The organism is Glycomyces artemisiae (assembly GCF_003002955.1).
In the GTDB taxonomy this organism is placed as follows: domain Bacteria; phylum Actinomycetota; class Actinomycetes; order Mycobacteriales; family Micromonosporaceae; genus Glycomyces; species Glycomyces artemisiae.
Genome location: NZ_PVTJ01000002.1, coordinates 759,894 through 783,890, shown reverse-complemented (window position 1 = coordinate 783,890; position 23,997 = coordinate 759,894). Strand labels below are relative to the sequence as shown.

Sequence of the window (23,997 nt, the reverse complement as noted above, 5' to 3'; positions counted from 1 at the left end):
CGTCGCATACAGGGCAGTATCGATGTGTCAGCACCGTTCGCGAATCGGCTCCGGCCGACCGCGGACAAACCGCGGCGCCGGCGTCGAGTCCCCACCAAACTTCCTCGTCGGAGCCGCGGACATACGAATAACCGAAACGCGGCGGCTCCCTCCCACCAGGGCCGCCGCGTTTCGTATGCCCTTGCGGGGCAGGGCGATCCGCTTGAAGTCCCGGCCGGCGCCAACCCGTGACACCGGGTTCAACCGTCGCACACGCTCAGTGTGCGAGTCAAGACAAGTCACCCGAATCCGTGAACGCACACCGCGTTTCCCTCGATGTGAGCACATTCTGGGCACGTCTTTCACGTCGGAGTACGGTTGCCAGCGTGCCCCCAGCCGTCCTGACGCCCTCCAGACCCAAGACCTCCGTGACGGTCACCGCCGCCATGAGCGTGCAGGTCGCGGCCGTGCTGCCGCTGTTCCTGTTCGGCGGGCTCGCGGTCCAGATCGCCGACGAGCTCGGCATGGGCGTCAGCGCGATCGGCCTCATCTCCGGGCTGTACTTCGCGGTCTCCGCGGTCACCACCGTCCCCTCCGGACGGCTCGTCGACCGCTTCGGGGCGCTCGTGACCGCCCGTGCGGCCGTGGGGCTCTCGGCGACGGCGCTGCTGGGGATCGCGGGCTTCGCGCACCACCCGGCGGTGCTCACGGCGTTCCTGGTGCTGTGCGCGCCCGCGAACGGGCTCGGGCAGCTCGCGTCGAACACGGTCCTCACCGAGTGGGCCCCGGAGGGCCGCAAGGGGCTCCTGTTCGGCGCCAAGCAGGCGTCGGTGCCGCTGTGCATCATGCTCGGCGGGCTCAGCGTCCCCGTCGTGGCGCTGACGCTCGGATGGCGGTGGGCGTTCGTGTTCGGCGCGCTCCTGGTGCTCGCGGCGCTGATCCCGCTCGCGGGTCTCGGGCGGCCCGCGACGCGGCCGAAGGTGCCCGGCGCGAAGGCGTTCGACTCGCAGCTGCTCGTGTTCGCGGTGGCGACGTTCCTCGGCGCGACCGCGGCGACGCCGATCGGGTCGTTCCTGACGACGTACACCGTGGACATCGGCGGGTCCGAGAGCTATGCGGGCCTGGTCCTGATGATCGGCGGCATCGCCGGGGTCGTGGGGCGCACCGCGTTCGGCGCGGTCGGCGACCGCGGGACCGGCCGCGAGTTCCTCGTCATCACGGTCATGCTGCTCACCGGGGCCGCGGGGGTGGCGACGTTCCTGTTCGAGCTGCCGTGGCTGCTGCCGCTGGGGACGGTGGCGGCGTATGCGTTCGGGTGGGCGTGGCCGGGGCTCATGAACCACGCGGTGACCAGCCGGTACCCCGACGCGCCCGCGGTGGCGACGTCGGTGACGCAGACGGGGATCTTCCTCGGCGGCGCCGTCGGGCCCATCAGCTTCGGCCTCGTGGCGGACCACTTCGGCTGGGGCGCCGGATGGATCGCCGTCGCCGCGTCGATGGCGCTGTCGGCCCTGTTCATCGTCGCGGGCAGCACGCTCTTCGCACGGCCCCGGCATTGACGTTCCTCATTGCGGTGCGGGCGACTCCGGTTCCCGCCCCGTCCCGCTTCGGACCGCCACACGATAAGGTGAGGCTGTGGTGACCACCCGACGTGCGCAGACCGCGCTGACCTTTACCGACGACGCGTTCGCCGAGGCGATGCAGGCTTCGCTCGACCTCGTCGAGGAGCGACTGCTCAAAGCCGTCGACACCGAGCAGCCGCTGCTGCGCCAGTCCGGGTCGCACCTCATCCGCGCCGGCGGGAAGCGCTTCCGCCCCATGCTCACCCTCACGTGCGCGCACCTGGGCGACCCCGACCGCCCGAACATCCTGGAGGCGGCCGTCGCCCTGGAGCTGACCCACCTGGCGACGCTCTACCACGACGACGTCATGGACGAGGCCCCCGTGCGCCGCGGCGCCCCCAGCGCCAACGCCCGCTGGGACAACTCCGTCGCGATCCTCACCGGCGACTGGGTGTTCAGCCAGGCCGCCCAGATCATGGCCGACCTCGGCACCGAGGCCGTGCGCCTCCAGGCCGCCACGTTCGCGCGCCTCGTGCGCGGCCAGATCAACGAGACCATGCCGCGGCCCGAAGGCATCGACGCCGTCGAATGGCACCTCGGCATCCTCTCCGAGAAGACCGGGTCCCTGATCGCCACCTGCGCGAAGTTCGGCGCCTGGTTCAGCGGCGCCGACGAGTCCGTGACCGCCATCGCGGAGGAGTACGGCGAGGTCATCGGCGTCGCGTTCCAGATCGCCGACGACATCATCGACATCACCTCCGACGCCTCCGGCAAGACCCCCGGCACCGACCTCCTCGAAGGCGTCCCGACCCTCCCGGTCCTCTACGCCCTCGCCGACGACGACCCCGCCGGCGCCCGCCTCCGCGCCCTCGTCTCCGGCCCCGTCGCCGAAGAGGACCTGGAGGAGACCCTCACCCTCCTCCGCGCCTCCAAGGCCCTTGAGCAGGCGAAAGACACCCTCCACCAGTACCAGGCCCGCGCCCGGGCCCTCGCCGGGGCCCTCCCCGAGGGTCCCGCCCGCGACGCCCTCGTCGACATCTGCGACTACATGATCGAACGCGACGCCTAGTAGTCCTCGCGAAACCGGGTGTGTTCTGCCGCGCACCCGTTGCCTGGTCGTTGCCCTGGTTCGCTATGGTTCAAGGCGCCGCCCTCGTGAGGGCGTCCTCCCAGGTTCCGACACCTCCGGCGTGCACTGTTCCCGCCGAGAAGGGGGCGCTGTGCGACCCTCAACCAGGCCGAAGGCCGTACTCGCCGCCCAGGGCGTGCTCTGGCTCCAGTTCCTCGCGATCATGCTGCTGTACGCGACAGGGCTGCGGTTCCTGTTCGACGCGACCAGGTCGTCGTCGAGCCACGACTCGATGCTCGACGTCATCGGATCGATCAGCGCCGAGAACCTCGTGACGATCACCCTCAGCGTCGCGATCACGGTGTCGATGCCGTTCATCGCCGCCGGGATCGGCCGCCGCCGCGCCAAGGTCGTCACGATCGCCTGGTGGTCCCTGGTGATCGTCCCCGCCGCGATGTACCTGTGGATCCTCGGCCGCGCCTACTTCGCGACCTTCCCCGACTCGGCCCCGTTCTTCATGAGCGCCGCCGCCATGCTCGTCGTCTGCGGGTCGTTCCCCGCGGTCGTCGTCTCCCTGCTCCACACCCGCGCCGCCAAGGCCTGGTTCGCCGCGGGCGAGCTCTTCGACGACCTCGACCGCGAACTCGCCGACACCTCGGAATTCGAGGCCGCGCAGACCCGGCGGGCCTGAGCGGCCGACGAAGCGGCCGATACGGATCGATCGCCATCAGGAACCGGTGCCGACCGCCTCTCGCACCTGCTCACCGATGGCGACGAGTTCCTCGGCCACCTCGTCTGGTGCGAGCGCCCCGTCCGCGGTCTCCAGATGCTCGAAGAAGATCTGCACCCGAAGGTCGCCGTCCGCCAAGCGCAGCTCGTAGGCAGTGCCGGTGCGATCCGCCCCCGTGGTCTGGAGTGCCCCGACCCCGTCCGAGACGACCAGGCCTGCGGCGTCCCAATCCTCGGCCCCGGTGAGTGGGTGAACCGATTCGGCCGTGTCGATCCAGTTTTCGATGCCACCGCTCCAGTCCTGTTCGCGGCCGACCTCCCCGGTGACCTTCAGCCAGGCTCCTTCGACATCCGTCACCGTGTACCAGAAGTCGCAGTCGAACCTCAGATCGGCTTCGTCGGCGAAGTAGTCGCGGTCGGGGTCGCGTTCGCCCGCAAGGCGGTCGATGCCGCTGAGATCGATCCGATCGCACATGGCCTCCGGCAGCTCAGGTTCTGCGATCGCCGTGCTCGCCTCGTCTCCGGGAGTACCGGACCGGGAGGCGAACCACAGCGACACGGCGGCGACGACACCGACCATGAGCACCAGCAGGACGCTGGTCAAGACGGCGCGAATCGACATTCGCATGTCGCATCAGCCCCGTTCACGCCTGATATCCGTTGATGTTCGGGATCACGGTGCTGCTCACCGTCGGATCGCCGTTGAGCTTGGATTTGTACTGCTCTTCGAACGCGTCGCGCATGCCCCCGACCGCCTCTCCGCGTTCGTCTTCGAGCATCGACGAGAGGTCGTCGAAGGTGGCGTGGATTTCTTGGACGAGCTGGACGCCGTCCACATCGCTGAACTGGTGCTCGCTGTGGGTGCCCATGGAGACCAGCGCCCCGGCCGTCGAGCCGGCCGCCGAGACGCCCGCCCATAGGAACGCAGCGAGCGGGGTTCCGGCCCCGGCCGACACGAGGCCTGCGATGCCCGTGAAGATCGTCAGCACCAGGACCGCGGTCGCGTCGCCGGGCTGGGACTGCGTGCCGCCCGGAAGCGATGCGGCGGCCTGGTCGACGATCTCCTTCGCGTAGAGCTGGCCCTTCTTCAGGAGGGCGAGGTCGAGCGCAGCAGCGTTGGAAAGCTCCTTCAGCATGTCGCGGTGGTTCTCGTACGCGATGCCGAGGGGATCGGCGAAGTTCTGCCTGACGAGGTCGCCGGCCTCTCCTTCCCATGCCTGGAGCGAGATCTTCACTGTGTCCTGGTGGGTCGAGGAGTAGGAGTCCTGGAGCGCCTCGGCGGACCTCCAGTAGCGGTCCGAGAGGTCCTTGAGCGCGGACTGGCTCCGGGTGAAATGCGCGGCGACCCGTTCCTTGATGCCGGCGAGTGCCTCGGCTGCGGGTCCGACGTAAGCGTCGTAGAGCATCTGCTGCTCTTGCGCGTTCAGTGTCGTGTCCATGTCGAGCAGGTCCGAATGCTGGTTGTGGGGCGCCTGCTGGACGCCGCCTTGGGCGCGGTAGTCCGCGACCCATTCATCGTGGTAGTGCTGCGCGAACTTGACCGTCAGCCCGTGCTGCATCTCGTCGAGGACGGCGTTGATCGCCTCGGGCCGCGGGTCGGGCTTCGCTATGGCGTCCTGGACGCTCTCGAACGTTAACGCCATCTCACTCGCTCCCCAGCTGGTCGGAGTAGTACTCGGTCATGTCGGCACCGCGGCGCTCGTCGGCGGTACCGGTGACCTCGTACTCCTCGAAGTCGGTGGGCGCCGGCTGCCCGGAGGTGTAGTTGCCTGAGTCGACCTCCGACTCCTGGGCCGTGAAGGCGGCGCTGACCTCCTCGTCGGTCGACTCGTAGTCGATCTTGGCCTCGGTGATCATCCGCCCGGCGGCGCGGATTCCGTCGGCGCTCTCCTCCAGGACCTGGTAGACGAACTGATGCCAGTTGAGGAGCTCTTCGGCGAGGGCGTTCCCGCCCGCCGCGGCCCCGGACGTGAAGAGCCCGGCATTGCAGCTCTTCGCGGCCAGGCCGACGGCCGTGGTCTGCTGGTCGTAGAAGTCGGCGATTCCGGCGAGATACTCAGCGACGGTTTCGAGATCGGCGGTCTCGACTTGGAATCCGCCGCTAGACGATTCGGTCTCCATCGGTACCTTTCGGGCGCGGGGTGAAACCCTATGGTATCGAGCGACGACTGTCGGTTGGGTACATCGCTTGCCGACACGAACGAGAAAGAGGCCGCAGGGTTTCCCCTGCGGCCTCTCTTCTTGTGCGCGTTAGGTGTTCAGGAAGGTGCTCGCCTGGTCGACGATGTCGAGCAGGAAGCCGGGGGCGATGCCGAGGATGAGCGTGGCGGCGACGCCTGCGGCGACGACGGTGCCGGCCATCGGGCTGGGGAGGTTGACCGTGGGGGCGTCCGGGGCGGGCTCGTTGAGCCACAGGAGGACGACCACGCGGAGGTACGGGAAGGCGAGGATCGCGGAGGAGACGACGCCGACGATCACCAGGCCCAGCTCGTCGGCCTGGAGGGCCGCCGAGAAGAGCGAGAACTTCGCCGTGAAGCCCGAGGTGAACGGGAGCCCGGCGAGGGCGAGCATGAGGATCGTGAAGACCACGGCGGTGCCCGGAGAGTTCTTGCCCAGGCCCGCCCAGCGGGCGAGGTGGGTCGCCTCCTCGTCGCCGTCGCGCACGAGCGAGACGACCGCGAAGGCCGCGATCACCGTGAAGCCGTAGGCCGCGAGGTAGAACATCGTCTGGCCGACGGCCTCGCCGAGGGCGATCACGCCGATGAGCAGGTACCCGGCGTTCGCGATGGAGCTGTACGCCAGGAGCCGCTTGATGTTCCGCTGCGTGACCGCGAAGATCGCGCCGCCGATCATCGTCGCCACGGCGATCACCGTGAGGATCAGGTGCCAGTCCCACGCCGAGGACGAGAGCCCCGTGTTGAACACGCGCAGCAGGCCGCCGAAGGCCGCCACCTTGACGCACGCGGCCATCAGGGCGGTCACCGGCGTCGGGGCGCCCGTGTACACGTCGGGGGTCCACATGTGGAACGGGACGGCCGCGGCCTTGAAGAGCAGGGCCACGGCGATCATCGCGACGCCGATGTACAGGAGCATGCGCGGCTGCCCGGAGGAGACGCCCGCCTGGTTGATCCCGGCGAGGTCGACGGTCCCGGCGAAGCCGTAGAGCATCGCCATGCCGTACACGTAGAACGCGGAGGCGAAGGCGCCCAGCAGGAAGTACTTGAGCGCGGCCTCCTGGCTGATGAGGCGGCGGCGCTTCGCGAGGCCGCACAGCAGGTACAGCGGGAGCGAGAGCATCTCCAGGGCGACGAACATGGTGAGCAGGTCGCCCGCGGTCACGAACATCATCATGCCGGTGACGGCGAAGAGCGTGAGCGGGAAGATCTCCGTCGCGCCGTCCTCGCGGCGCTGCTCGACGTCGGCGGCCGAATCGGCGACGACCGCGGCCTCGGCGACGAAGTCGCCGCCGCGGACGGTGCGGCGCTCGGCGAGGAGCAGGACCGCGATGATCGAGAGGATCGCGATGGTGCCCTGGAGGAACAGCCCGGGGCCGTCGACGATGACCGAGCCGAGGCCGGTGCCGCCGAGGTTGAAGACCGCGCCGCTCTTGTCGGCGTTGAGGACCACCGCGACGAACGCGCCCGCGAGCGCGGCCACCGCGAGGGCGACCTGGACGGGGAGGCGCCGGGCCTTGGGCACGGCGGCCTCGACCAGGAGCCCCGCGAAGGCCGCGACGAACACGATCACCATGGGGGCCAGGCCGGCCCAGTCGATCGTGAGCTCTGTGGACTCACTCATTACCGGCTCCTTCGGCAGCGGGGAGGTCGACGGGCTCGTCGGAGACGAACCCGAGCGTGTGGTCGACGGCCGGCTCGATCATGTCGATGAGCGGCTGCGGGAAGAACCCGAACCCGAGGATCGCGACCACGAGCGGCGCCACGAGGGCCTTCTCGCGGAACGTGAGGTCGCGCTTCATCGCGGGCACCTCGTCGAGCTGCGGGTTCCGCTCGCCCTGCATGGTGCGCTGGTACATCCAGAGCACGTACGCGGCGGCGAGGATGATCCCGAGCGTCGCCAGGACCGCGACCGGCTCGTTGTGCGTGAACGCCCCGAACAGGACCAGGAACTCCGAGATGAACGGCGCGGTCCCCGGCAGCGAGAGCGACGCGAGGCCGGCGAACAGGAAGATCCCGGCGAGCAGCGGCAGGGTCTTGGCGGCCCCGCCGTAGTCCTTGATCTGGGCCGAGCCGCGGCGCAGCGTCAGGAAGCCCACGACGATGAACAGCAGGCCCGTCGCGAGGCCGTGGTTGAACATGTAGAGCACTGCGCCCGTGGCGGACTCGGACGTGAACGCGAAGATCCCCAGGCCGATGAAGCCGAAGTGCGCGATCGACGTGTAGGCGACGAGGCGCTTGAGGTCGGTCTGCCCGATCGCGACGAACGCCGCGTAGATGACGCCGATGACGCTCATGCCGATGACCCACGGCGCGAACGTCCGCGTCGCGTCGGGGAACAGCGGGATGCAGTAGCGCAGGATCGCGAACGTGCCGATCTTGTCCATGACGCCGACGAGGAGCGCCGCGACGGCCGCGGGGGCGGCGCCGCCCGCGTCCGGGAGCCACGTGTGGAACGGGAAGAACGGGGCCTTGATCGCGAAGGCGACGAAGAACCCGAGGAACAGCCAGTTCTGGAGGGTTCCGGACTCCAGCGGGTCGGACTCGACGAGCGTCTGCCAGTCGAAGACCCCGCCGTTGTTCACCCACAGGGCGATCACCGCGACGAGCATGAGGAGCCCGCCGAGGAGCGAGTACAGGAAGAACTTCACCGCCGCGTACTGCTTCTTCGGGCCGGTGCCGTAGGAGCCGATGAGGAAGTACATCGGGACGAGCATGGCTTCGAAGAAGAAGTAGAACAGCAGCACGTTCGAGGCGAGGAACGTCGCGAGCATCGCCGCTTCGAGCGCGAGCACCAGCGCGAAGAACGCCGGGACGCTCCGGGTCACCGCGTCGAGGTCGCGCCAGGCCGCGAGCATCGCGATCGGAGTGAGGCCCGCGGTCAGCGCGACGAGGAGCAGCGCGATCCCGTCGACGCCCCAGGACAGGTTGAGGTCCCACGCGGAGATCCACGTGTACGACTCCGTGAACTGGAGCCACGGCGCGCCCTCGGCGTAGTCGAAGCCGACCGCGACGAGCGCCGTGATGACGGCGACCGCGCCCGCGAAGCCGAGCGCGGTCCAGCGGGCCGCGTCGGCGTTCTCGCGCTTGATCGACGCGACCACGACCGCCCCGATCAAGGGGACGGCGACGAGCGCCGACAGCAACGGGAGTTCGTTCATTGGGTGACCACCACCATGAGCGCGGCCACCACGATGACCGCCCCGGACAGAATGGACAGGGCATAGGAGCGGACGAAGCCGGTCTGGAGCGTCAGCAGGCGCCGCGAGGAGCCGCCGATCGCCGCCGAGAGGCCGTTGACGGCGCCGTCGACGACGCGGCCGTCCATGGCGACCGACGCGGAGGCCGCGAGGCGGCTGGGCCGCTCGAAGACGCCGCGGTTGACGGCCTCGCCGCCGAGGTCGGCGCGGGCGAGCCGCACGGGCCAGGCGGCGGCGCGCGGCACTTCGTCGGTGCCGTTGCGGAACAGGACCCAGGCGAGGGCCGCGCCGAGGACGACGGCGACGGTGGTCGCGACCGTGACTTGGAGGTGGGTCAGGTGGCCGTGGGCCTCGTGGTGCTCGCCGAACACGGGCGTGAGCCACTCGGTCACGGGCGAGGCCATGAGGCCGCCCGCGGCGAGGGAGCCGATGCCGAGGAGCACGAGCGGGCCGGTCATGATCGCCGGGGACTCGTGCGGGTGGACGTCCTCGGTCCAGCGCTTGGGGCCGTGGAAGGTGAGGACGAACAGGCGAGTCATGTAGAAGGCGGTGAGCGCGGCGCCCAGGAGCGCGGCGCCGCCGACGACCCAGCCCTGCCAGCCTTCGCGGGTGAACGCGGCGGCGATGATCGGGTCCTTGGTGAAGTAGCCCGAGAACGGGAACAGGCCGATGATGGCGAGCCATCCGGCGGCGAACGTCGCGTACGTGAGCGGCATCTTGCGCCACAGGCCGCCGAAGCGGCGGATGTCGGTCTGGTCGTTCATGGCGTGCATGACCGAGCCGGAGCCGAGGAACAGCCCGGCCTTGAAGAAGCCGTGGGCGAGCAGGTGGATGATGCCGAGCGCGAACGCGCCGCCGCCGAGGCCCACGGCCAGGAACATGTAGCCGATCTGGGAGACGGTGGACCAGGCGAGGACCCGCTTGATGTCGTCCTTCGCGCAGCCGACGATCGAGCCGAACAGGAGCGTCAGGGCGCCCACGACGACGACGGCGGTCTGCACGTCGGGGTTCAGGCTGAAGATGACGTTCGAGCGGGCGATGAGGTACACGCCCGCGGTGACCATGGTGGCGGCGTGGATGAGCGCCGACACGGGGGTCGGGCCCTCCATGGCGTCCGGGAGCCAGGTCTGGAACGGCCACTGGCCGGACTTGCCGCACGCGGCGGCGAGCAGCAGCAGGCCGAGCGCGAGGCTCGTGGTGGTCGAGAGTTCGGCGGCGCCGTTGAAGACTCCGGCGAAGTCGACGGTGCCGAGCGTGCCGAGCATGAGGAACATCGCGAGGAGGAACCCGACGTCGGCGACCCGGTTGGTGAGGAACGCCTTCTTGCCGGCGGTCGCGGCGGCGGGCTTGAGCTGCCAGAACGCGATGAGGAGGTAGGACGCGAGGCCCACGCCTTCCCAGCCGACGAAGGTCATGAAGTAGTTGCCGCCGAGCACGAGGATGAGCATCGCGGCGGCGAACAGGTTGAAGTACGCGAAGAACTTCCGGCGCCCGGGGTCGTGGGCCATGTAGCCGACGGCGTAGACGTGGATGAGGAAGCCGACGCCGGTGATGAGCAGGCAGAAGACCGCGCTCAGCGGGTCGAAGAGGAGGCTCGCGTCGATCTTGACGGAGCCGACCTCGATGACGGTGAACAGGTCGAGCTGCGCGCTCTTGTCCTCAAGGCCCGCAAGGGAGCCGAAGAGGCCGAGCGCGAGCGCGAAGGCCGCGCCGATCGTCGTGACGCCGACCCAGTGGCCCCACTTGTCGGCACGGCGGCCGGCGAGCAGGAGGATCGCGGCGCCCAGGGCGGGCAGGGCGATGAGCACCCAGGTGAAGGACAGCAGTCCCTCGGCGGGCGCGTACGAGATTTCGTCCACAGTGTCCCCTCTAGGCCTTCAGGAGGTTGGCGTCGTCGACGGAGGCGGAGCGCCGGGACCGGTAGATCGACATGATGATCGCCAGGCCCACGACCACTTCGGCCGCGGCGACGGCCATGACGAAGAACGCCATGACCTGCCCGTCGACCGTGCCGGTGGTGCGCGCGAACGTCACGAGCGTCAGGTTCCCGGCGTTGAGCATCAGCTCCACGCACATGAACACGACGATCGAGTTGCGCCGCACCAGGACGCCGACCGCGCCGATGCAGAACAGGGCCGCGGCGAGGATCAGGTAGTACTCGGGATTCACGACTCCCGCCCTTCCGTGTGCTTCGGGGCCGCCTCGGCGGGGGTGAGCTGGCGCGGCGGCACGTACTCGGACAGCGACGCGGGCTCGATCGAGCCGTCGGGCCGCAGCGCCGGGGTCGCGGTCGAGTCCGAGGTGGCGAACACGCCGGGCCCGGGCTTGGGGCCGGGGTAGTTCCCGGGGGCGAACCGCTCGCGGCTGTGCTCCTTCTGCCCGCGGTGCGGGCCCTTCTTCGCGACGTGCGCGAACATGAGCGCGCCGACCGCGGCGACGGTGAGGACGCCGGAGACGATCTCGAACGGGAACAGGTAGGTCGAGAACAGGGCCTCGGCGATCCGCTCCACGTTCCCCTGGCCCGCAGAGGCGGCGGGCTCGGCGATCACCAGGCCGGAGACGGCGCGGGCGAGGCCGGAGGACAGGAGCGCGGCCATGCCGATGCCGAGGACGACCGCGAGGAGCCGCTGGCCCCTGAGCGTCTCGAACATCGAGTCCCTGGAGTCGCGCCCGAACAGCATGAGCACGAACAGGAACAGCATCATGATCGCGCCCGTGTAGACCATGATCTGCACGAAGCCGAGGAACGGCGCGGACTGCATGATGTAGAAGACCGCGAGGCACATCATGGTGACCGCGAGCGAGAGCGCGGCGTGGATGGCCGAGCGGGCCAGGACGAGGCCGATCGCCCCGCCGAGCGCGATCGGCGCGAGGATCCAGAAGAAGACCGACTCGCCTGCGGACGCGGACTGCGCGAGCTCGATCACGACTGCCCGCCCTTCTTCTGCGCGAGCATCTCGGTGAGCGAGAACTCGGCGCCCTCGCTCGCGCCCGGGTTGACCGGGCCCGACTCGTAGTAGGCCTTCTCGCTGTCGCCCAGGCGCATCGGGTGCGGCGGCTGCTCCATGCCCTCGATGAGCGGCGCGAGCAGCTCCTCCTTGGTGAAGATGAGGTCCCGCCGGTCGTCGCGGGCGAGCTCGTACTCGTTGCTCATGGTGAGCGAGCGGGTCGGGCACGCCTCGATGCACAGGCCGCAGAAGATGCAGCGCGCGTAGTTGATCTGGTAGGTCTTCGCGTACCGCTCGCCGGGCGAGAACCGCTCGGCCTCGGTGTTCTCGGCGCCCTCCACGAAGATCGCGTCGGCCGGGCAGGCCCACGCGCACAGCTCGCAGCCGATGCACTTCTCCAGGCCGTCCGGGTGCCGGTTGAGCACGTGGCGGCCGTGGTAGCGCGGTTCGAGCTTGGAGGGCTTCTCCGGGTACTCGACGGTGACCTTCGGCTTGAACATGTGCGCGAAGGTGACGCCGAAGCCTTTGGCGAAACCGGACATTACTCCTCCTCCCCTTCAGTGGACTGGCGGGAGCCGTTGATGGGCACCGTTGACGTGTTGGCGGGTTCCAGCTGCTTGAGCGAGCGCGGGTTCGGCGGGACCGCGAGGTCCAGCGGCGGCACGGGGAACCCGCCCAGGCCCGTGTCGGGCTCGGCCGGGTTCTCGTAGGGCTTGCGGCTGGGCCAGAAGAAGATCAGCGCCATGACGACGATCGCGGCGCCCCCGGCGAACGCGATCCGCGTCGGCAGCTCGTTGCCCGTGTCCAGGCCGATGTTCATGGCAGCCAGGACCATGAGCCACACCAGCGAGACCGGCACGAGGACCTTCCAGCCCAGGTTCATGAACTGGTCGTAGCGCAGCCGCGGGAGCGTCCCGCGCAGCCACACGTAGAAGAACAGGAACGCCAGGACCTTCCCGAAGAACCACACGAGCGGCATGAAGCCCTCGTTCGCGCCCGGCCACCACGCGTCCGGGAACGGCGCGGCCCAGCCGCCGAGGAACAGCGTCACCGCCAGGGCCGACATCGTCACCATGTTCACGTACTCGGCGAGGAAGAACGACGCGTACTTCAGGCTGGAGTACTCGGTCGCGAAGCCCGCCACGAGTTCCGATTCGGCCTCTGGGAGGTCGAACGGGGCGCGGTTCGTCTCGCCGACCATCGCGATCACGAAGATCACGAACGACGGCGCCAGGACGATGAAGTACCAGCCCGGCAGCGTGATCTCCGCGCCGCCGATCGACAGCGGCAGGCCCTCGGCCTGCGCCTCCACGATCGCGCCCGTCGACATCAGCTTCGACTGGAAGAACACCGCCAGCACCGCGAGGCCCAGCGCGATCTCGTACGAGATCACCTGCGCCGCAGCGCGGAGCGCGCCCAGGAGCGAGTACGCGGAGCCGGAGGACCAGCCCGCGAGCACGATACCGTACACCCCGAGCGCCGAGCACGCGAGGATCACCAGCACCGAGACCTCGAAGTCGGTGAGCTGGAGCTCGGTCTCCAGGCCGAACACGCTCACCTCTGGCCCGAAGGGCACCACCGAGAACGCCGTGAACGCGCACGCGACGGCGATGACCGGCGCGGCGATGAACACGACCCGGTCCGCGGTCCGCGGCATCGTGTCCTCTTTGAACGCCAGCTTCAGGCCGTCGGCGAGCGACTGGAGGAGCCCGAAGGGCCCGTTGCGGTTCGGGCCCGGCCGCACCTGCATGACCGCCACGACGCGCCGCTCGTACCAGATGGTGAACAGCACCAGCAGGACCAGCACGATGAAGACGAGGACGCCCTTGATCAGCATCAGCCAGATCGGATCGTTCATGAGTTGACCGCCTCCACTTGGTCTCCCTCAGCGGGTCGGGGCACGTTCGGGTAGGCGCGGATGGTCACGACGTCGCCCGATCCCGCGCCCAGGTGCCGGTAGATCCCGCGACCGGGGGCGTTCTGCGGCAGCCACACCACGCCCTCGGGCATCGCGGTCACCTTGAGCGGCAGCGTGATCCCGCCGATCGCCGTCGACACCGTCACGCCCGAGCCCTCGGACGCGCCGATCGCCTTCGCCGTCGCGGCGCTCAAGCGCACCACCGGGTCCGGCGCGCAGCCCGCGAGCTGCGGGTTGTTCTCCTGGAGCGAGCCGCCGTCGAGCAGCTGCCGCCAGGTCGCCAGGACCGCCTTGCCGTCTTCCGACGGGTGCGCGGGCCGGTCGGCCGTCCAGTCCGGGGCGGGCTGGCGGGTGATCGGGTCCGGGAGCCCCGCGAGCTCGGCGCGCACGGTCCGCGTGTCCGCGAGACCGAGCTTCACGCCCATGACGTCCGCGAGCGCGTCGAGCACCGCGTGGTCGCTCATCAGGTCCGACTCGATGACCGTGTCGAAGGTCCGCAGGCGGCCCTCCCAGTCGAAGAACGCCCCGGCCTTGCCGGTCACCGGCGCCACCGGGAGGATCACGTCCGCCACGCGCGTCACCGCGGAGTGCCGGATCTCAAGGGAGACCACGAAACGGGCCGCGTAGAGCGCGGCCTCGACGGCGGGCGCGTCCGCGAAGTCGTACGGGTCGACGCCGCCGACCAGCAGCGCGTCGATCTCGCCGTCGGCGGCGGCCTGGAGGATCTGCCAGGCCCCGCGCCCGTCCGCGCCGGGCAGGGAGTCGACGCCCCAGTACTCGGCGAGCTGGTCGCGGTCGGCCGCATAGGAGGCGAGGCCGCCGCCGGGCAGCAGGCCCGGCAGGCACCCGGCCTCGACCGCGCCCCGGTCGCCCGCGCGGCGCGGGATCCAGGCGAGGCGGGCCCCGGTCGCGCGGGCCAGCCGCACCGCCGCGGAGAACGCGCCTTCGACCGTGGCGAGGCGCTCGCCCAGGAGGATCACGGCGCCGTCCTCGGCGAGGGCGTCGCGCACGTAGCCGCCGCGCGTCCAGCCGTCGAGGAGTTCCGCCTCCTCGCCGGGGAGGGCCTCGATGAGGTTCGCGCCGAGCTTCTCGGTGCCGCGGGTCGCGAACGGGGCGACCACGTGGACTCGTTGTGCTCCTTGGCGGACGGCTTTGCGCATGCGCAGGAACGCGATCGGGCATTCCTCTTCGACTTCGAGGCCCGCGGTGAGGACCACGGGGGCCTGTTCGAGGTCCTCGTAGGTGACGGCGCCGCTGGAGGGGTAGACCCCGGCGACGGCGTGCGCGAGGAACTCGGACTCCTCGGTGGAGTGCGGGCGGGAGCGGAAGTCGATGTCGTTGGTGGCGAGGGCGATCCGCGAGAACTTCGAGTACGCGTAGGCGTCCTCGACGGTAAGGCGCCCGCCGGTGAGGACGCCGACGCGGCCGGAGGTGTTGTCCCCGGCCTTGCCGAGTCCGGCGGCGGCGCGGCGCAGGGCCTCGGGCCACGAGGCCTCGCGCAGGGACCCGTCCTCTTCGCGCACCAGCGGTTTCGTGATGCGGTCGGCCGCGTCGATGTAGGACATCGCCCAGCGGCCCTTGTCGCAGTTCCACTCCTCGTTCACCGCGGGGTCGTCCCCGGCGAGGCGCCGGAGGACCTTGCCGCGGCGGTGGTCCGAGCGCTGCGAGCACCCGGCGGAGCAGTGCTCGCACACGCTGGGGCTGGAGACGAGGTCGAACGGCCTTGAGCGGAACCGGTACTGGGTGCCGGTGAGGGCCCCGACCGGGCAGATCTGGACGGTGTTGCCCGAGAAGTAGGACTCGAACGGCTCGTCCTCGTAGACGCCGACCTGTTCGAGGGCCGAGCGCTCCATGAGCTCGATGAACGGGTCGCCCGCGATCTGGTCGGAGAAGCGGGTGCAGCGCGCGCACAGGACGCAGCGCTCGCGGTCGAGGAGGACCTGCGAGGAGATCGGCAGCGCCTTCTTGTACTTGCGCTTGTCCTTGGCCTCCATGCGGGTCTCGGTGCGGCCGGTGCTCATCGCCTGGTTCTGGAGCGGGCACTCGCCGCCCTTGTCGCAGACGGGGCAGTCCAGGGGGTGGTTGATCAGGAGGAACTCCATGATCCCCTCCTGGGCGTCCTTCGCGACCTCGCTGGTGTGCTGGGTCTTGACGACCATGCCCTCCATGGCGGTGGTCGTGCAGGACGCGGCGGGCTTGGGCATCCCGCGCCCGTTGCCCATGTCGGGGACGTCGACGAGGCACTGGCGGCAGGCCCCGGCGGGTTCGAGCAGCGGGTGGTCGCAGAACCGGGGGATCTCGATGCCGAGCTGCTCGGCGGCGCGGATGATCAGGGTGCCCTTGGGGACCGTGACCTCGACGCCGTCGATGGTGAACGTGACTTGATCGGTCATGTCTAGTGGGCTCCGATCTTCTCGGCATCGAAGAGGGGCTGCTTGTGGCCCTCGATGTAGTCGAGGTAGTCCTGCCGGAAGAACTTCAGGGACGACGTGACGCAGGAGGTGGCGCCGTCGCCGAGGCCGCAGAAGGAGCGGCCCAGGAGGTTCTTGCAGGCGCTCTCCAGGAGCTTCAGGTCGGACAGCTGGCCGCGTCCGGAGAGGATCCGCTCGTAGACGCGGACCATCCAGTAGTTGCCCTCGCGGCAGGGGGTGCACTTGCCGCAGGACTCGTGCGCGTAGAACTTGATCCAGCGCCAGCAGGAGACCACGGGGCAGTCCTGGTCGGAGAAGATCATGACCGCGGTGGTGCCGAGGATGGACCCGGCCTTGGAGACGGAGTCGAAGTCGAGCGGCACGTCGATGGAGTCGGCCGAGAGCATCGGGGTGGAGGACCCGCCGGGGGTGAAGTACCGCAGCTCGTGGCCTTCGGACATGCCTCCGGCGAGCTCGATGAGCTCGCGGAGGGTGGTCCCCATGCTGCACTCGTACTGGCCGGGGCGCTTGACGCGGCCGGACAGCGAGTAGATCATCGTGCCCGCGGCGGTCTCGGTGCCGAGGTCCTTCCACCACTGGGCGCCGCCGAGCACGATGTGCGGGACGGCGGCGATGGTGCCGACGTTGTTGATGCACGTGGGCTTGTTGTAGAGCCCGTGCGTGGCCGGGAACGGGGGCCGCAGCCGCGGCTGGCCGCGCTTGCCCTCCAGCGAGTCGAGGAGCGCGGTCTCCTCGCCGCAGATGTACGCCCCTGCGCCGGAGTGGATCACGACGTCGAGGTCGAAGCCGGAGCCGAGGATGTCCTTGCCGAGGTACCCGGCCTCCTTGGCCTCGCGCACGGCGTTGCGCAGGCGCCGGGCGGCGTGGATCGCCTCGCCGCGGACGTAGACGAAGGCCCGCGACGCCTTGATCGCGTACGAGGCGATGATGATGCCCTCGATCACGGCGTGCGGGTCGTTCATCATGAGCGGCAGGTCCTTGCAGGTGCCCGGCTCGCCCTCGTCGGCGTTGACGACCAGGTAGTGGTCCTGGCCGTCGTCGGGCACGAACTGCCACTTCATGCCGACGGGGAAGCCCGCGCCGCCGCGTCCGCGGTGGCCGGACTCCTTCATGAAGGCGATGAGGTCGGCCTCGGAGTGCTTGAGGGCCTTGCGGAGCGCCTTGTAGCCGTCGAGCTGCTCGTAGACGTCGAGGCGCCAGGCGCCCGGCGAGAGCCAGCGCTTGGTGACGACCGGCTTGAGCTTGTCGAGGACCGCTTCACGGGGACGCCGGGGACCGGGCACGGATACGCTCACTTCGCTTCCTCGGGTTCTTTGACCAGCAGTGGGGCGTTCGGGTCGTAGGCGGGGGCGGCGATCCCGGCCTCGGCGGCGAGGCGGGCTCCGGCGAGCGTGGCGTCGCCCTGGGCGTTGCCTTCGAGTCCGGCGGTGCGCTCCTCCTCGAACCCGGCGAGCTGCACGGAGAGTTCGCGGAGGGTGCAGAGGGGGGCGCCGCGGCTGGGGATGGGGCGGCGGCCTTCCTTGAGCTCGTTCACGAGTTCGAGGGCCTTGGCCTCGTCCATGTCGTCGTAGAACTCGTAGTTGACGGTGACGACGGGCGCGTAGTCGCAGGCGGCGAGGCACTCGGCGTGTTCGAGCGTGATCTTGCCGTCGGCGGTGGTCTCGTCGTGGCCGACGTCGAGGTCGTCGGAGAGCGCGTCGAAGACCTTCTGCCCGCCCTTGGCGTGGCAGAGGGTGTTGGTGCACACCGAGACGAGCCAGTCGCCGGCCGGTTCGCGCTTGTACATGGTGTAGAAGGTCGAGACCGCCTGCACCTGGGCCTTGGTGATGCCGAGGACGTCGGCGCAGAACGTGATCCCGTCGTCGGAGACGTAGCCGTCGTGCGACTGCACGAGGTGCAGGAGCGGCAGGAGCGCCGAGCGCTCGCGGCCCTCGGGGTAGCGGACGAGGATGGCCTCGGCCTGCTCGCGGATCTTCTCCGGGTAGTTCACCTGTCGCAACCTCCCATGACCGGGTCGAGCGAGGCCCCGCCCGCGATGACGTCAGCGAGCAGTCCGCCCTCGGCGAGCGCCGGGATGGACTGGAGGTTGACGAAGGAGGGCTCTCGCATGTGGACGCGGAACGGCCGGGTGCCGCCGTCGGAGACGGCGTGGATCCCGAGCTCGCCGCGGGGCGCCTCGATGGCGGTGTACACCTGCCCGGCCGGGACGCGGAAGCCCTCGGTGACGAGCTTGAAGTGGTGGATCAGCGCTTCCATCGACTGGCTCATGATGTGGCGGATGTGGTTGAGGCTGTTGCCGGAGCCGTCGGCGCCGAGGGCGAGCTGGGCGGGCCAGGCGATCTTCTTGTCCTCGACCATGACCGGTCCGGGTTCGAGCTTGTCGAGCCCTTGGCTGATGATCTTGAGGCTCTCGCGGATCTCTTCGAGGCGCACGAGGTAGCGGGCCCAGGCGTCGGCGCCGTTGTGGGTCGGGACCTCGAAGTCGTACTCCTCGTACCCGCAGTAGGGCATGGTCTTGCGCAGGTCCCAGGCGAGTCCGGCGGAGCGCAGGACGGGGCCGGTGACGCCGAGGGCGAGGCAGCCGGAGACGTCGAGGTAGCCGACGCCCTGGGTGCGCTCCTGCCAGATGGCGTTGCCGGTGAGCAGGCCCTCGTAGTCGTCGAGGCCCTTGGGCATGTACTCGACGAAGTCGCGGATCATCTGGACGCCGTTGGCCGGGAGGTCCTGGGCGACGCCGCCGGGGCGCACGTAGGCCATGTTCATGCGCAGGCCGCAGACGGCCTCGAAGATGTCGAGGATCTTCTCGCGGTCGCGGAAGCCGTAGATCATCATCGAGAGCGCGCCGAGCTCCATGCCGGTGGTCGCGAGGGCCACGAGGTGGGAGCTGATGCGGTTGAGCTCCATCATGATGACGCGGATGACGTCAGCGCGCCTGGGCACCTTGACGTCGAGGAGCTTCTCGACGGCGAGGCAGTAGGCGGTCTCGTTGAAGATCGGCGCGAGGTAGTCGGCGCGGGTGACGAACGTGGTGCCCTGGACCCAGGTCCGGTACTCCATGTTCTTCTCGATGCCGGTGTGCAGGTATCCGACGATGGGGCGGACCGAGCGGACGGTCTCGCCTTCGAGCTCGCACACGAGCCGGAGCACGCCGTGCGTGGACGGGTGCTGCGGGCCGAGGTTGACGATGAGGCGCTCTTCGCTGACGGGGTCGACGGAGGCGACGAGCTCGTCCCAGTCGCCGCCGGTGACGGTGTAGACGCGGCCCTCGGTGGTGTCGCGTTCGGCCGCATAGGCGTCGGCGCTGCTGTGATCGGTGGTGGTCACTTGTAGGCCCTCCGTTCGTCGGGCGGCGGGATGTGCGCCCCGTCCTTGTACTCGACCGAGATGCCCCCGAGCGGGTAGTCCTTGCGCTGCGGGTGGCCCTCCCAGTCGTCGGGCATGAGGATGCGGGTGAGGTGCGGGTGGCCCTCGAAGACGACGCCGAACATGTCGTACGCCTCCCGCTCCTGCCAGTCGGCGGTCGGGTAGACCTCGGCGACGGACTGGACCACGGGGTGGTCGAGGCCGACGGCGGTCTCCAGGCGCACGCGGCGGCGGTAGGTCATGGAGGTGAGGTGGTAGACGACGTGGAGGCGGTTGCGCTGGTCGGGGTAGTCGACGCCGGAGACGGAGTCGCACAGCTCGAAGCGCAGGCCCTCGTCGTCGCGCATGGCCTTGCAGACCTCGGCGGTCCGGTCGGGCGCGATGTAGATGGTCAGCTCGCCGCGGTCGACGACGACCGCGCGCACGGCCTCCTCGCCGAGGAGTTCGCGGAGGGCGTCCACGATCTCGTCGAAGTAGCCGCCGAGCGGGGCCGGGGTGGAGACGATCTCGCCCGCGGTGGGGGCGGCCTGCACGAGGCCGCCGAAGCCGGAGGTGTCGCCGGTGCCCTTGGCGCCGAACAGGCCCTTGCGCTCGATGCCGACGGGCTGGACGCTGTCGGCCCGGCCGGTGCCGGTGGTCTCGTCGCTCATCGCTTCGCCACCGCCTTCCTGATGCGCAGCTGCTCCTCGGTGCCGGCCTTGACGGCCTCGGTCCACTCCTTCTTGCGCTGCTTGTCGAAGCGGTAGGAGGAGGGCATCGCGCCGGGCTTGACGACCGGCTCGGGGAGGTCGGCGAGGGCCTGCTTCCGCTTCTCGCCCAAGGGCTCGTGCTGGACCTTCTCGTGGAGCTTGAGGATCGCGTCGAGGAGCATCTCGGGGCGGGGCGGGCAGCCGGGGAGGTACATGTCCACGGGGACGACGTGGTCGACGCCCTGGACGATCGCGTAGTTGTTGAACATGCCGCCGGAGGTGGCGCACACGCCCATCGACAGGACCCACTTGGGCTCGGCCATCTGGTCGTAGATCTGGCGGAGGACGGGCGCCATCTTCTGGCTGACGCGCCCGGCGACGATCATGAGGTCGGCCTGGCGCGGGCTGGCGCGGAAGACCTCCATGCCGAAGCGGCCGGTGTCGTAGCGGGCGGCGCCGGTCGCCATCATCTCGATCGCGCAGCAGGCGAGGCCGAACGTCGCGGGCCACATGGAGGCCCGCCGCGTCCAGTTCACGAGGGCTTCGACGGAGGTGAGGATGATGCCCTGCGGGAGTTTCTCTTCGATACCCATTTTGGCTAGTCCCAGTCCAGTCCGCCGCGGCGCCATTCGTAGGCGTAGGCGACGAACAGCGCGGCGATGAACATGAGGACGGCCCAGAACCCGAAGATCCCGAGCACGTCGTGGTGGACCGCCCACGGCACGAGGAAGATGATCTCGATGTCGAAGACGATGAACAGCATGGCGGTGAGGTAGAACTTCACCGGGAACTTCGTGGGGCCCGACGTCGTGGGCGCGGGCTCGATGCCGCACTCGTACGGGTCCTCCTTGGCGCGGTTCTTCCGGCGGGGACCGGCGATCCGCGAGGCGATGACCGAGACGACGCCGAAGCCGCCTCCGATCGCGAGCATGATGACGACCGGTACGTAGACTTCCATCCCCATCCTCAGAACCTCCTTTCGGTGAAGCTTGCGAGCCGAACATGTGCACGGCCGAGTGTTGGCGTGACGAACCGCATCCCGTTGACGATCCGGTCGGCGGCGTCCCGCCCGGGCCGGTCGGTGAGGTTCGCGAGCAGTTTCAATACGACGCGCATGAGCGCCGGACGCTTCAGGCCGTGCTCGGTGCACAGCTTCATGACGGCGGGCCTGCCGATGAGGTGGACGAAGATCCCGCCCATCCGGTAGTAGGAGCCCCAGAGGTCGTCCATCCGGTCGGCGTAGGTCCGCAGGACCGCTTCCCTCCGAGGCACGTTCGGCGCCTTCAGGGCTTCGGCGACCACGTTCGCGGCGACTTCCCCGGCCTCGATGGCGTAGGCGATGCCCTCGCCGTTGAAGGGGTTGACCATGCCGCCGGAGTCGCCGACGAGCATGAGGCCGCGGCTGTAGTGCGGGACCCGGTTGAAGCCCATGGGGAGCGCGGCGCCGCGGACCGGGCCGTCGGCGTTCGCCTCGTCGGCGAGGCCCCATTCCTCGGGGGTGTTCGCGAGCCAGTCGCGCAGCAGCGCGCGGTAGTCGGTCTTCCCGTAGCCCTCGGAGGAGTTGAGGACGCCGAGGCCGACGTTGACGCGGCCGTCGCCGAGGCCGAAGATCCAGCCGTAGCCCGGTTGCAGCACATCTGGTTCGGCGGCGGTGCGCAGCGACAGCCACGACTCCAGGTAGTCGTCGTCGTGCTTGGCCGCGGACTTGTAGTACTGGCGGACCGCGACGCCCATGGGGCGCTTCTCGTCCCGTTTGAGGCCGAGGGAGAGGGCGAGGCGCCCGGAGACGCCGTCGGCGGCGATCACCAAGGGGGCCTTGAACTCGACGGGCTCGCCGTCGCGCGTTGCCGTGACGCCGCAGACGCGCCCGGCGAGGTCGAAGACCGGCGCGGTGACCTTGACGCCGGTGAGCAGGCGGGCCCCGGCTTCGACGGCCTTGTCGGCGAGGAGCTGGTCGAAGTCGTAGCGGGTGCGGGTGAGGCCGTAGTTCGGGAAGTCGTCGAGGACGGGCCAGTCGAGTTCGATGGCGAGGTCGTCGGCGACGACGCGCAGGCCCTTGTTGCGGATCCACCCGGCGGACTCGGAGGTGTCGACGCCCATCTTGAGCAGCTGCGCGACCGCGCGCGGGGTGAGCCCGTCGCCGCAGACCTTCTCGCGCGGGAAGCGGGTCTTCTCCAGCAGCAGCACGTCGAGGCCCCGGGCGGCGAGGTGATGGGCTGCGGCCGAACCCCCGGGCCCGGCGCCGACGACGATGACATCGGCATCCGGGGCTGCGTGAGTGGTCACGGGCGTCCTCTCAGGCGGATGGGGTGGTGATCCTTTACACGACTCACCCGCTTGTGAAGCTCTTCACAAGCGTTTGCAGCCAGTCTAGAACTTCGATATCCACGCGCTGTCACTTAGGTCCGCCTAAGTTGTCATTAATCGAGGTCACGAGCCGTACGCGCGTACTTGAACCAGAGTTGCGGGTGCGATTGGAGCGGCTGCGGTGGCGACCCCGAAGCAAGTGATAAAGCCGACAGTTGTGGTCACAGACAACTGTCGATGCCCCGAAACACTCTCGTAACACGAGCGGGGATCGCGATCACTCCCCCGCGGGGCTGGTTCGCAAAAGGGGCAGTACGTGGCGAGCGCCACATCGTTCGAATTTGAACTTCCACTGGCGCGCCGCTATGGTCGATGGGTAATTCAAATCTGAACTACCTGAGACGCATCACTTGGAAGAGGCAGCGCATATGTCCGTCGAACCCGTCAAGGTCTCCGTGATCTTCTACTCCGCCACCGGCAACGTCACCGCCCTCGCGAAGCAGATCGCCGAGTCCGCCGAGAAGGCCGGCGCCGAGGTGCGCCTGCGCCGCGTGGCCGAGCTGGCCCCGCAGGCCGCGATCGACTCGAACCCGGCGTGGGCCCAGAACTACGCGGCGATCCAGGAGATCCCCGAGGCCACCGCGGACGACATCCTCTGGGCCGACGCGGTCATCATGGGCTCCCCGACCCGCTACGGCAACGTCGCGGCCCAGCTGAAGCAGTTCATCGACACCCTCGGCCCGCAGTGGTTCCAGGGCCTGCTCGCCGACAAGGTCTACTCCGGCTTCGCCGCGGCCTCCGGCAAGCACGGCGGCAACGAGTCGACGCTGCTCGCGCTCTACAACTCGTTCCACCACTTCGGCGGCATCATCGTGGCCCCCGGCTACGCGAACGAGACCCTGTTCGCGAACGCCTCGCCGTACGGCGTGTCGCACTGGAACGGCTACGACATCGACGAGCAGACCCTCGCCGGGGCCACCGCCCAGGCCGAGCGCGTCGTCGCCACCGCCGCGGCCCTCAAGGCCGGCCGCGCCGCGGTCGCCGCGTAAGCACACCGAACGCCCGGTCCGATTCCCAAGGGCACCTGCGGGAACGGGCCGGGCGTCGCCGTTTCCTATATCCTATAGGATATAGGCTCACTGGGCCTGAATGCGGGCGATGATGCGGCGGCACATGTCCCCCAGGAGCCGGATCTCGTCGCGGGAGAACTCGTCGAAGATGAGGTCGCGGACGGTCTGGACGTGGCCGGGGGCGGCCTTCTTGAGGACTTCGCGGCCGCCGTCGGTGAGCGTCGCGAGGGTCGAGCGCCCGTCCGTGGGGCAGGCGTAGCGGCGCAGGAGGCCGTCGCCTTCGAGGCGGCGGGCGACGTGCGAGAGGCGCGAGAGCGAGCCGTTGCAGAGGTAGGCGAGGTCGCTCATGCGCATGGTCTGGTCCTCGGCCTGCTCCAGGACGGCGAGGACGCCGTACTCGAAGTGGCTCAGGCCCACGTCGCGGCGCAGGGACTGGTCGAGGGCGCCCGGGAGGCGCATGACCAGGCCGATCAGCGGCAGCCATGCCGACATCTCCTCGTCGTCAAGCCACGGCGCCGCATCACTCATGCCCCAAGCTTAACTTCACTACTTGATGC

General features: G+C 69.5%; 23 protein-coding genes. 4 read left to right on the top strand and 19 right to left on the bottom strand.

All coding sequences use genetic code 11. From position 1 onward, the window contains the following. The first annotated feature begins 365 nt into the window (after nucleotides 1–365). The 3 genes from B0I28_RS08200 (at nucleotide 366) to B0I28_RS08190 (ending at nucleotide 3,301) form a co-directional block, all read left to right on the top strand. Nucleotides 366–1,538 carry an MFS transporter gene (locus tag B0I28_RS08200; RefSeq protein ID WP_146148015.1) on the top strand — a complete coding sequence of 391 codons (1,173 nt, stop codon included), beginning with the start codon at nucleotides 366–368 and terminating at the stop codon, nucleotides 1,536–1,538. Nucleotides 1,539–1,677: 139 nt separating this feature from the next. Next, nucleotides 1,678–2,610, top strand: a complete 933-nt coding sequence (locus tag B0I28_RS08195) for a polyprenyl synthetase family protein (RefSeq protein ID WP_106363444.1) — start codon at nucleotides 1,678–1,680, stop codon at nucleotides 2,608–2,610. Between the two features lie 151 nt (nucleotides 2,611–2,761). After that, the gene (locus tag B0I28_RS08190; RefSeq protein ID WP_146148014.1) at nucleotides 2,762–3,301 is read left to right on the top strand and encodes a hypothetical protein; all 540 of its coding nucleotides are present in this window, start codon (nucleotides 2,762–2,764) and stop codon (nucleotides 3,299–3,301) included. 36 nt (nucleotides 3,302–3,337) lie between these two features. Here the strand turns inward: B0I28_RS08190 and B0I28_RS08185 are convergent, their stop codons facing one another. The 18 genes from B0I28_RS08185 to B0I28_RS08100 form a co-directional block, all read right to left on the bottom strand. Beyond that, nucleotides 3,338–3,943, bottom strand: a complete 606-nt coding sequence (locus B0I28_RS08185; protein WP_146148013.1) for a hypothetical protein — start codon at nucleotides 3,941–3,943, stop codon at nucleotides 3,338–3,340. Nucleotides 3,944–3,983: 40 nt separating this feature from the next. Further along, the gene (locus tag B0I28_RS08180) at nucleotides 3,984–4,982 is read right to left on the bottom strand and encodes a hypothetical protein (RefSeq protein WP_106363278.1); all 999 of its coding nucleotides are present in this window, start codon (nucleotides 4,980–4,982) and stop codon (nucleotides 3,984–3,986) included. Between the two features lies 1 nt (nucleotide 4,983). Further along, a complete protein-coding gene (locus tag B0I28_RS08175) occupies nucleotides 4,984–5,460 on the bottom strand; it encodes a hypothetical protein (RefSeq protein WP_106363277.1) in 477 nt (158 codons plus the stop codon). Nucleotides 5,461–5,589: 129 nt separating this feature from the next. Continuing rightward, entirely contained in the window at nucleotides 5,590–7,137 is a 1,548-nt protein-coding gene (gene nuoN, locus B0I28_RS08170; RefSeq protein ID WP_106363276.1) for an NADH-quinone oxidoreductase subunit NuoN, read from the bottom strand. Further along, nucleotides 7,130–8,674: an NADH-quinone oxidoreductase subunit M gene (locus tag B0I28_RS08165; RefSeq protein WP_106363275.1), complete on the bottom strand. Its 1,545-nt coding sequence runs from the start codon at nucleotides 8,672–8,674 to the stop codon at nucleotides 7,130–7,132. The genes nuoN and B0I28_RS08165 overlap by 8 nt, the downstream gene beginning before the upstream one ends. Next, the gene (nuoL, locus tag B0I28_RS08160; protein ID WP_106363274.1) at nucleotides 8,671–10,572 is read right to left on the bottom strand and encodes an NADH-quinone oxidoreductase subunit L; all 1,902 of its coding nucleotides are present in this window, start codon (nucleotides 10,570–10,572) and stop codon (nucleotides 8,671–8,673) included. Before nuoL ends, B0I28_RS08165 begins: the two co-directional genes overlap by 4 nt. A 10-nt stretch (nucleotides 10,573–10,582) precedes the next feature. Then, entirely contained in the window at nucleotides 10,583–10,882 is a 300-nt protein-coding gene (gene nuoK / locus B0I28_RS08155; RefSeq protein ID WP_106363273.1) for an NADH-quinone oxidoreductase subunit NuoK, read from the bottom strand. Next, the gene (locus B0I28_RS08150) at nucleotides 10,879–11,640 is read right to left on the bottom strand and encodes an NADH-quinone oxidoreductase subunit J (RefSeq protein WP_106363272.1); all 762 of its coding nucleotides are present in this window, start codon (nucleotides 11,638–11,640) and stop codon (nucleotides 10,879–10,881) included. Before B0I28_RS08150 ends, nuoK begins: the two co-directional genes overlap by 4 nt. Then, nucleotides 11,637–12,203 (bottom strand): NADH-quinone oxidoreductase subunit NuoI, encoded by a 567-nt coding sequence (nuoI, locus tag B0I28_RS08145; RefSeq protein WP_106363271.1) that lies wholly within the window; start codon nucleotides 12,201–12,203, stop codon nucleotides 11,637–11,639. The genes B0I28_RS08150 and nuoI overlap by 4 nt, the downstream gene beginning before the upstream one ends. Continuing rightward, nucleotides 12,203–13,519 (bottom strand): NADH-quinone oxidoreductase subunit NuoH, encoded by a 1,317-nt coding sequence (nuoH, locus tag B0I28_RS08140; RefSeq protein WP_106363270.1) that lies wholly within the window; start codon nucleotides 13,517–13,519, stop codon nucleotides 12,203–12,205. Before nuoH ends, nuoI begins: the two co-directional genes overlap by 1 nt. Further along, on the bottom strand, nucleotides 13,516–15,972 hold the full coding sequence (locus tag B0I28_RS08135; protein WP_106363269.1) for an NADH-quinone oxidoreductase subunit G: 2,457 nt from the start codon (nucleotides 15,970–15,972) through the stop codon (nucleotides 13,516–13,518). The genes nuoH and B0I28_RS08135 overlap by 4 nt, the downstream gene beginning before the upstream one ends. A 2-nt stretch (nucleotides 15,973–15,974) precedes the next feature. Next, nucleotides 15,975–17,306, bottom strand: a complete 1,332-nt coding sequence (gene nuoF, locus B0I28_RS08130; protein WP_245888915.1) for an NADH-quinone oxidoreductase subunit NuoF — start codon at nucleotides 17,304–17,306, stop codon at nucleotides 15,975–15,977. After that, on the bottom strand, nucleotides 17,303–18,001 hold the full coding sequence (gene nuoE, locus B0I28_RS08125) for an NADH-quinone oxidoreductase subunit NuoE (RefSeq protein ID WP_106363268.1): 699 nt from the start codon (nucleotides 17,999–18,001) through the stop codon (nucleotides 17,303–17,305). The genes nuoF and nuoE overlap by 4 nt, the downstream gene beginning before the upstream one ends. Beyond that, on the bottom strand, nucleotides 17,998–19,335 hold the full coding sequence (locus B0I28_RS08120; RefSeq protein ID WP_106363267.1) for an NADH-quinone oxidoreductase subunit D: 1,338 nt from the start codon (nucleotides 19,333–19,335) through the stop codon (nucleotides 17,998–18,000). The genes nuoE and B0I28_RS08120 overlap by 4 nt, the downstream gene beginning before the upstream one ends. Beyond that, entirely contained in the window at nucleotides 19,332–20,024 is a 693-nt protein-coding gene (locus B0I28_RS08115; RefSeq protein ID WP_106363266.1) for an NADH-quinone oxidoreductase subunit C, read from the bottom strand. The genes B0I28_RS08120 and B0I28_RS08115 overlap by 4 nt, the downstream gene beginning before the upstream one ends. Next, entirely contained in the window at nucleotides 20,021–20,656 is a 636-nt protein-coding gene (locus B0I28_RS08110; RefSeq protein ID WP_106363265.1) for a NuoB/complex I 20 kDa subunit family protein, read from the bottom strand. Before B0I28_RS08110 ends, B0I28_RS08115 begins: the two co-directional genes overlap by 4 nt. A 5-nt stretch (nucleotides 20,657–20,661) precedes the next feature. Beyond that, nucleotides 20,662–21,021: an NADH-quinone oxidoreductase subunit A gene (locus B0I28_RS08105; protein ID WP_181245692.1), complete on the bottom strand. Its 360-nt coding sequence runs from the start codon at nucleotides 21,019–21,021 to the stop codon at nucleotides 20,662–20,664. A gap of 8 nt (nucleotides 21,022–21,029) precedes the next feature. Then, nucleotides 21,030–22,349: a geranylgeranyl reductase family protein gene (locus B0I28_RS08100; protein ID WP_106363263.1), complete on the bottom strand. Its 1,320-nt coding sequence runs from the start codon at nucleotides 22,347–22,349 to the stop codon at nucleotides 21,030–21,032. Between the two features lie 449 nt (nucleotides 22,350–22,798). Between B0I28_RS08100 and wrbA the strand changes: the two genes are divergently transcribed. Then, nucleotides 22,799–23,419: an NAD(P)H:quinone oxidoreductase gene (gene wrbA, locus B0I28_RS08095; RefSeq protein WP_106363262.1), complete on the top strand. Its 621-nt coding sequence runs from the start codon at nucleotides 22,799–22,801 to the stop codon at nucleotides 23,417–23,419. 87 nt (nucleotides 23,420–23,506) lie between these two features. On the opposite strand, the gene B0I28_RS08090 is transcribed toward wrbA, so the two are convergent. Continuing rightward, on the bottom strand, nucleotides 23,507–23,968 hold the full coding sequence (locus B0I28_RS08090; protein WP_106363261.1) for a MarR family winged helix-turn-helix transcriptional regulator: 462 nt from the start codon (nucleotides 23,966–23,968) through the stop codon (nucleotides 23,507–23,509). Between the last annotated feature and the right edge of the window lie 29 nt (nucleotides 23,969–23,997).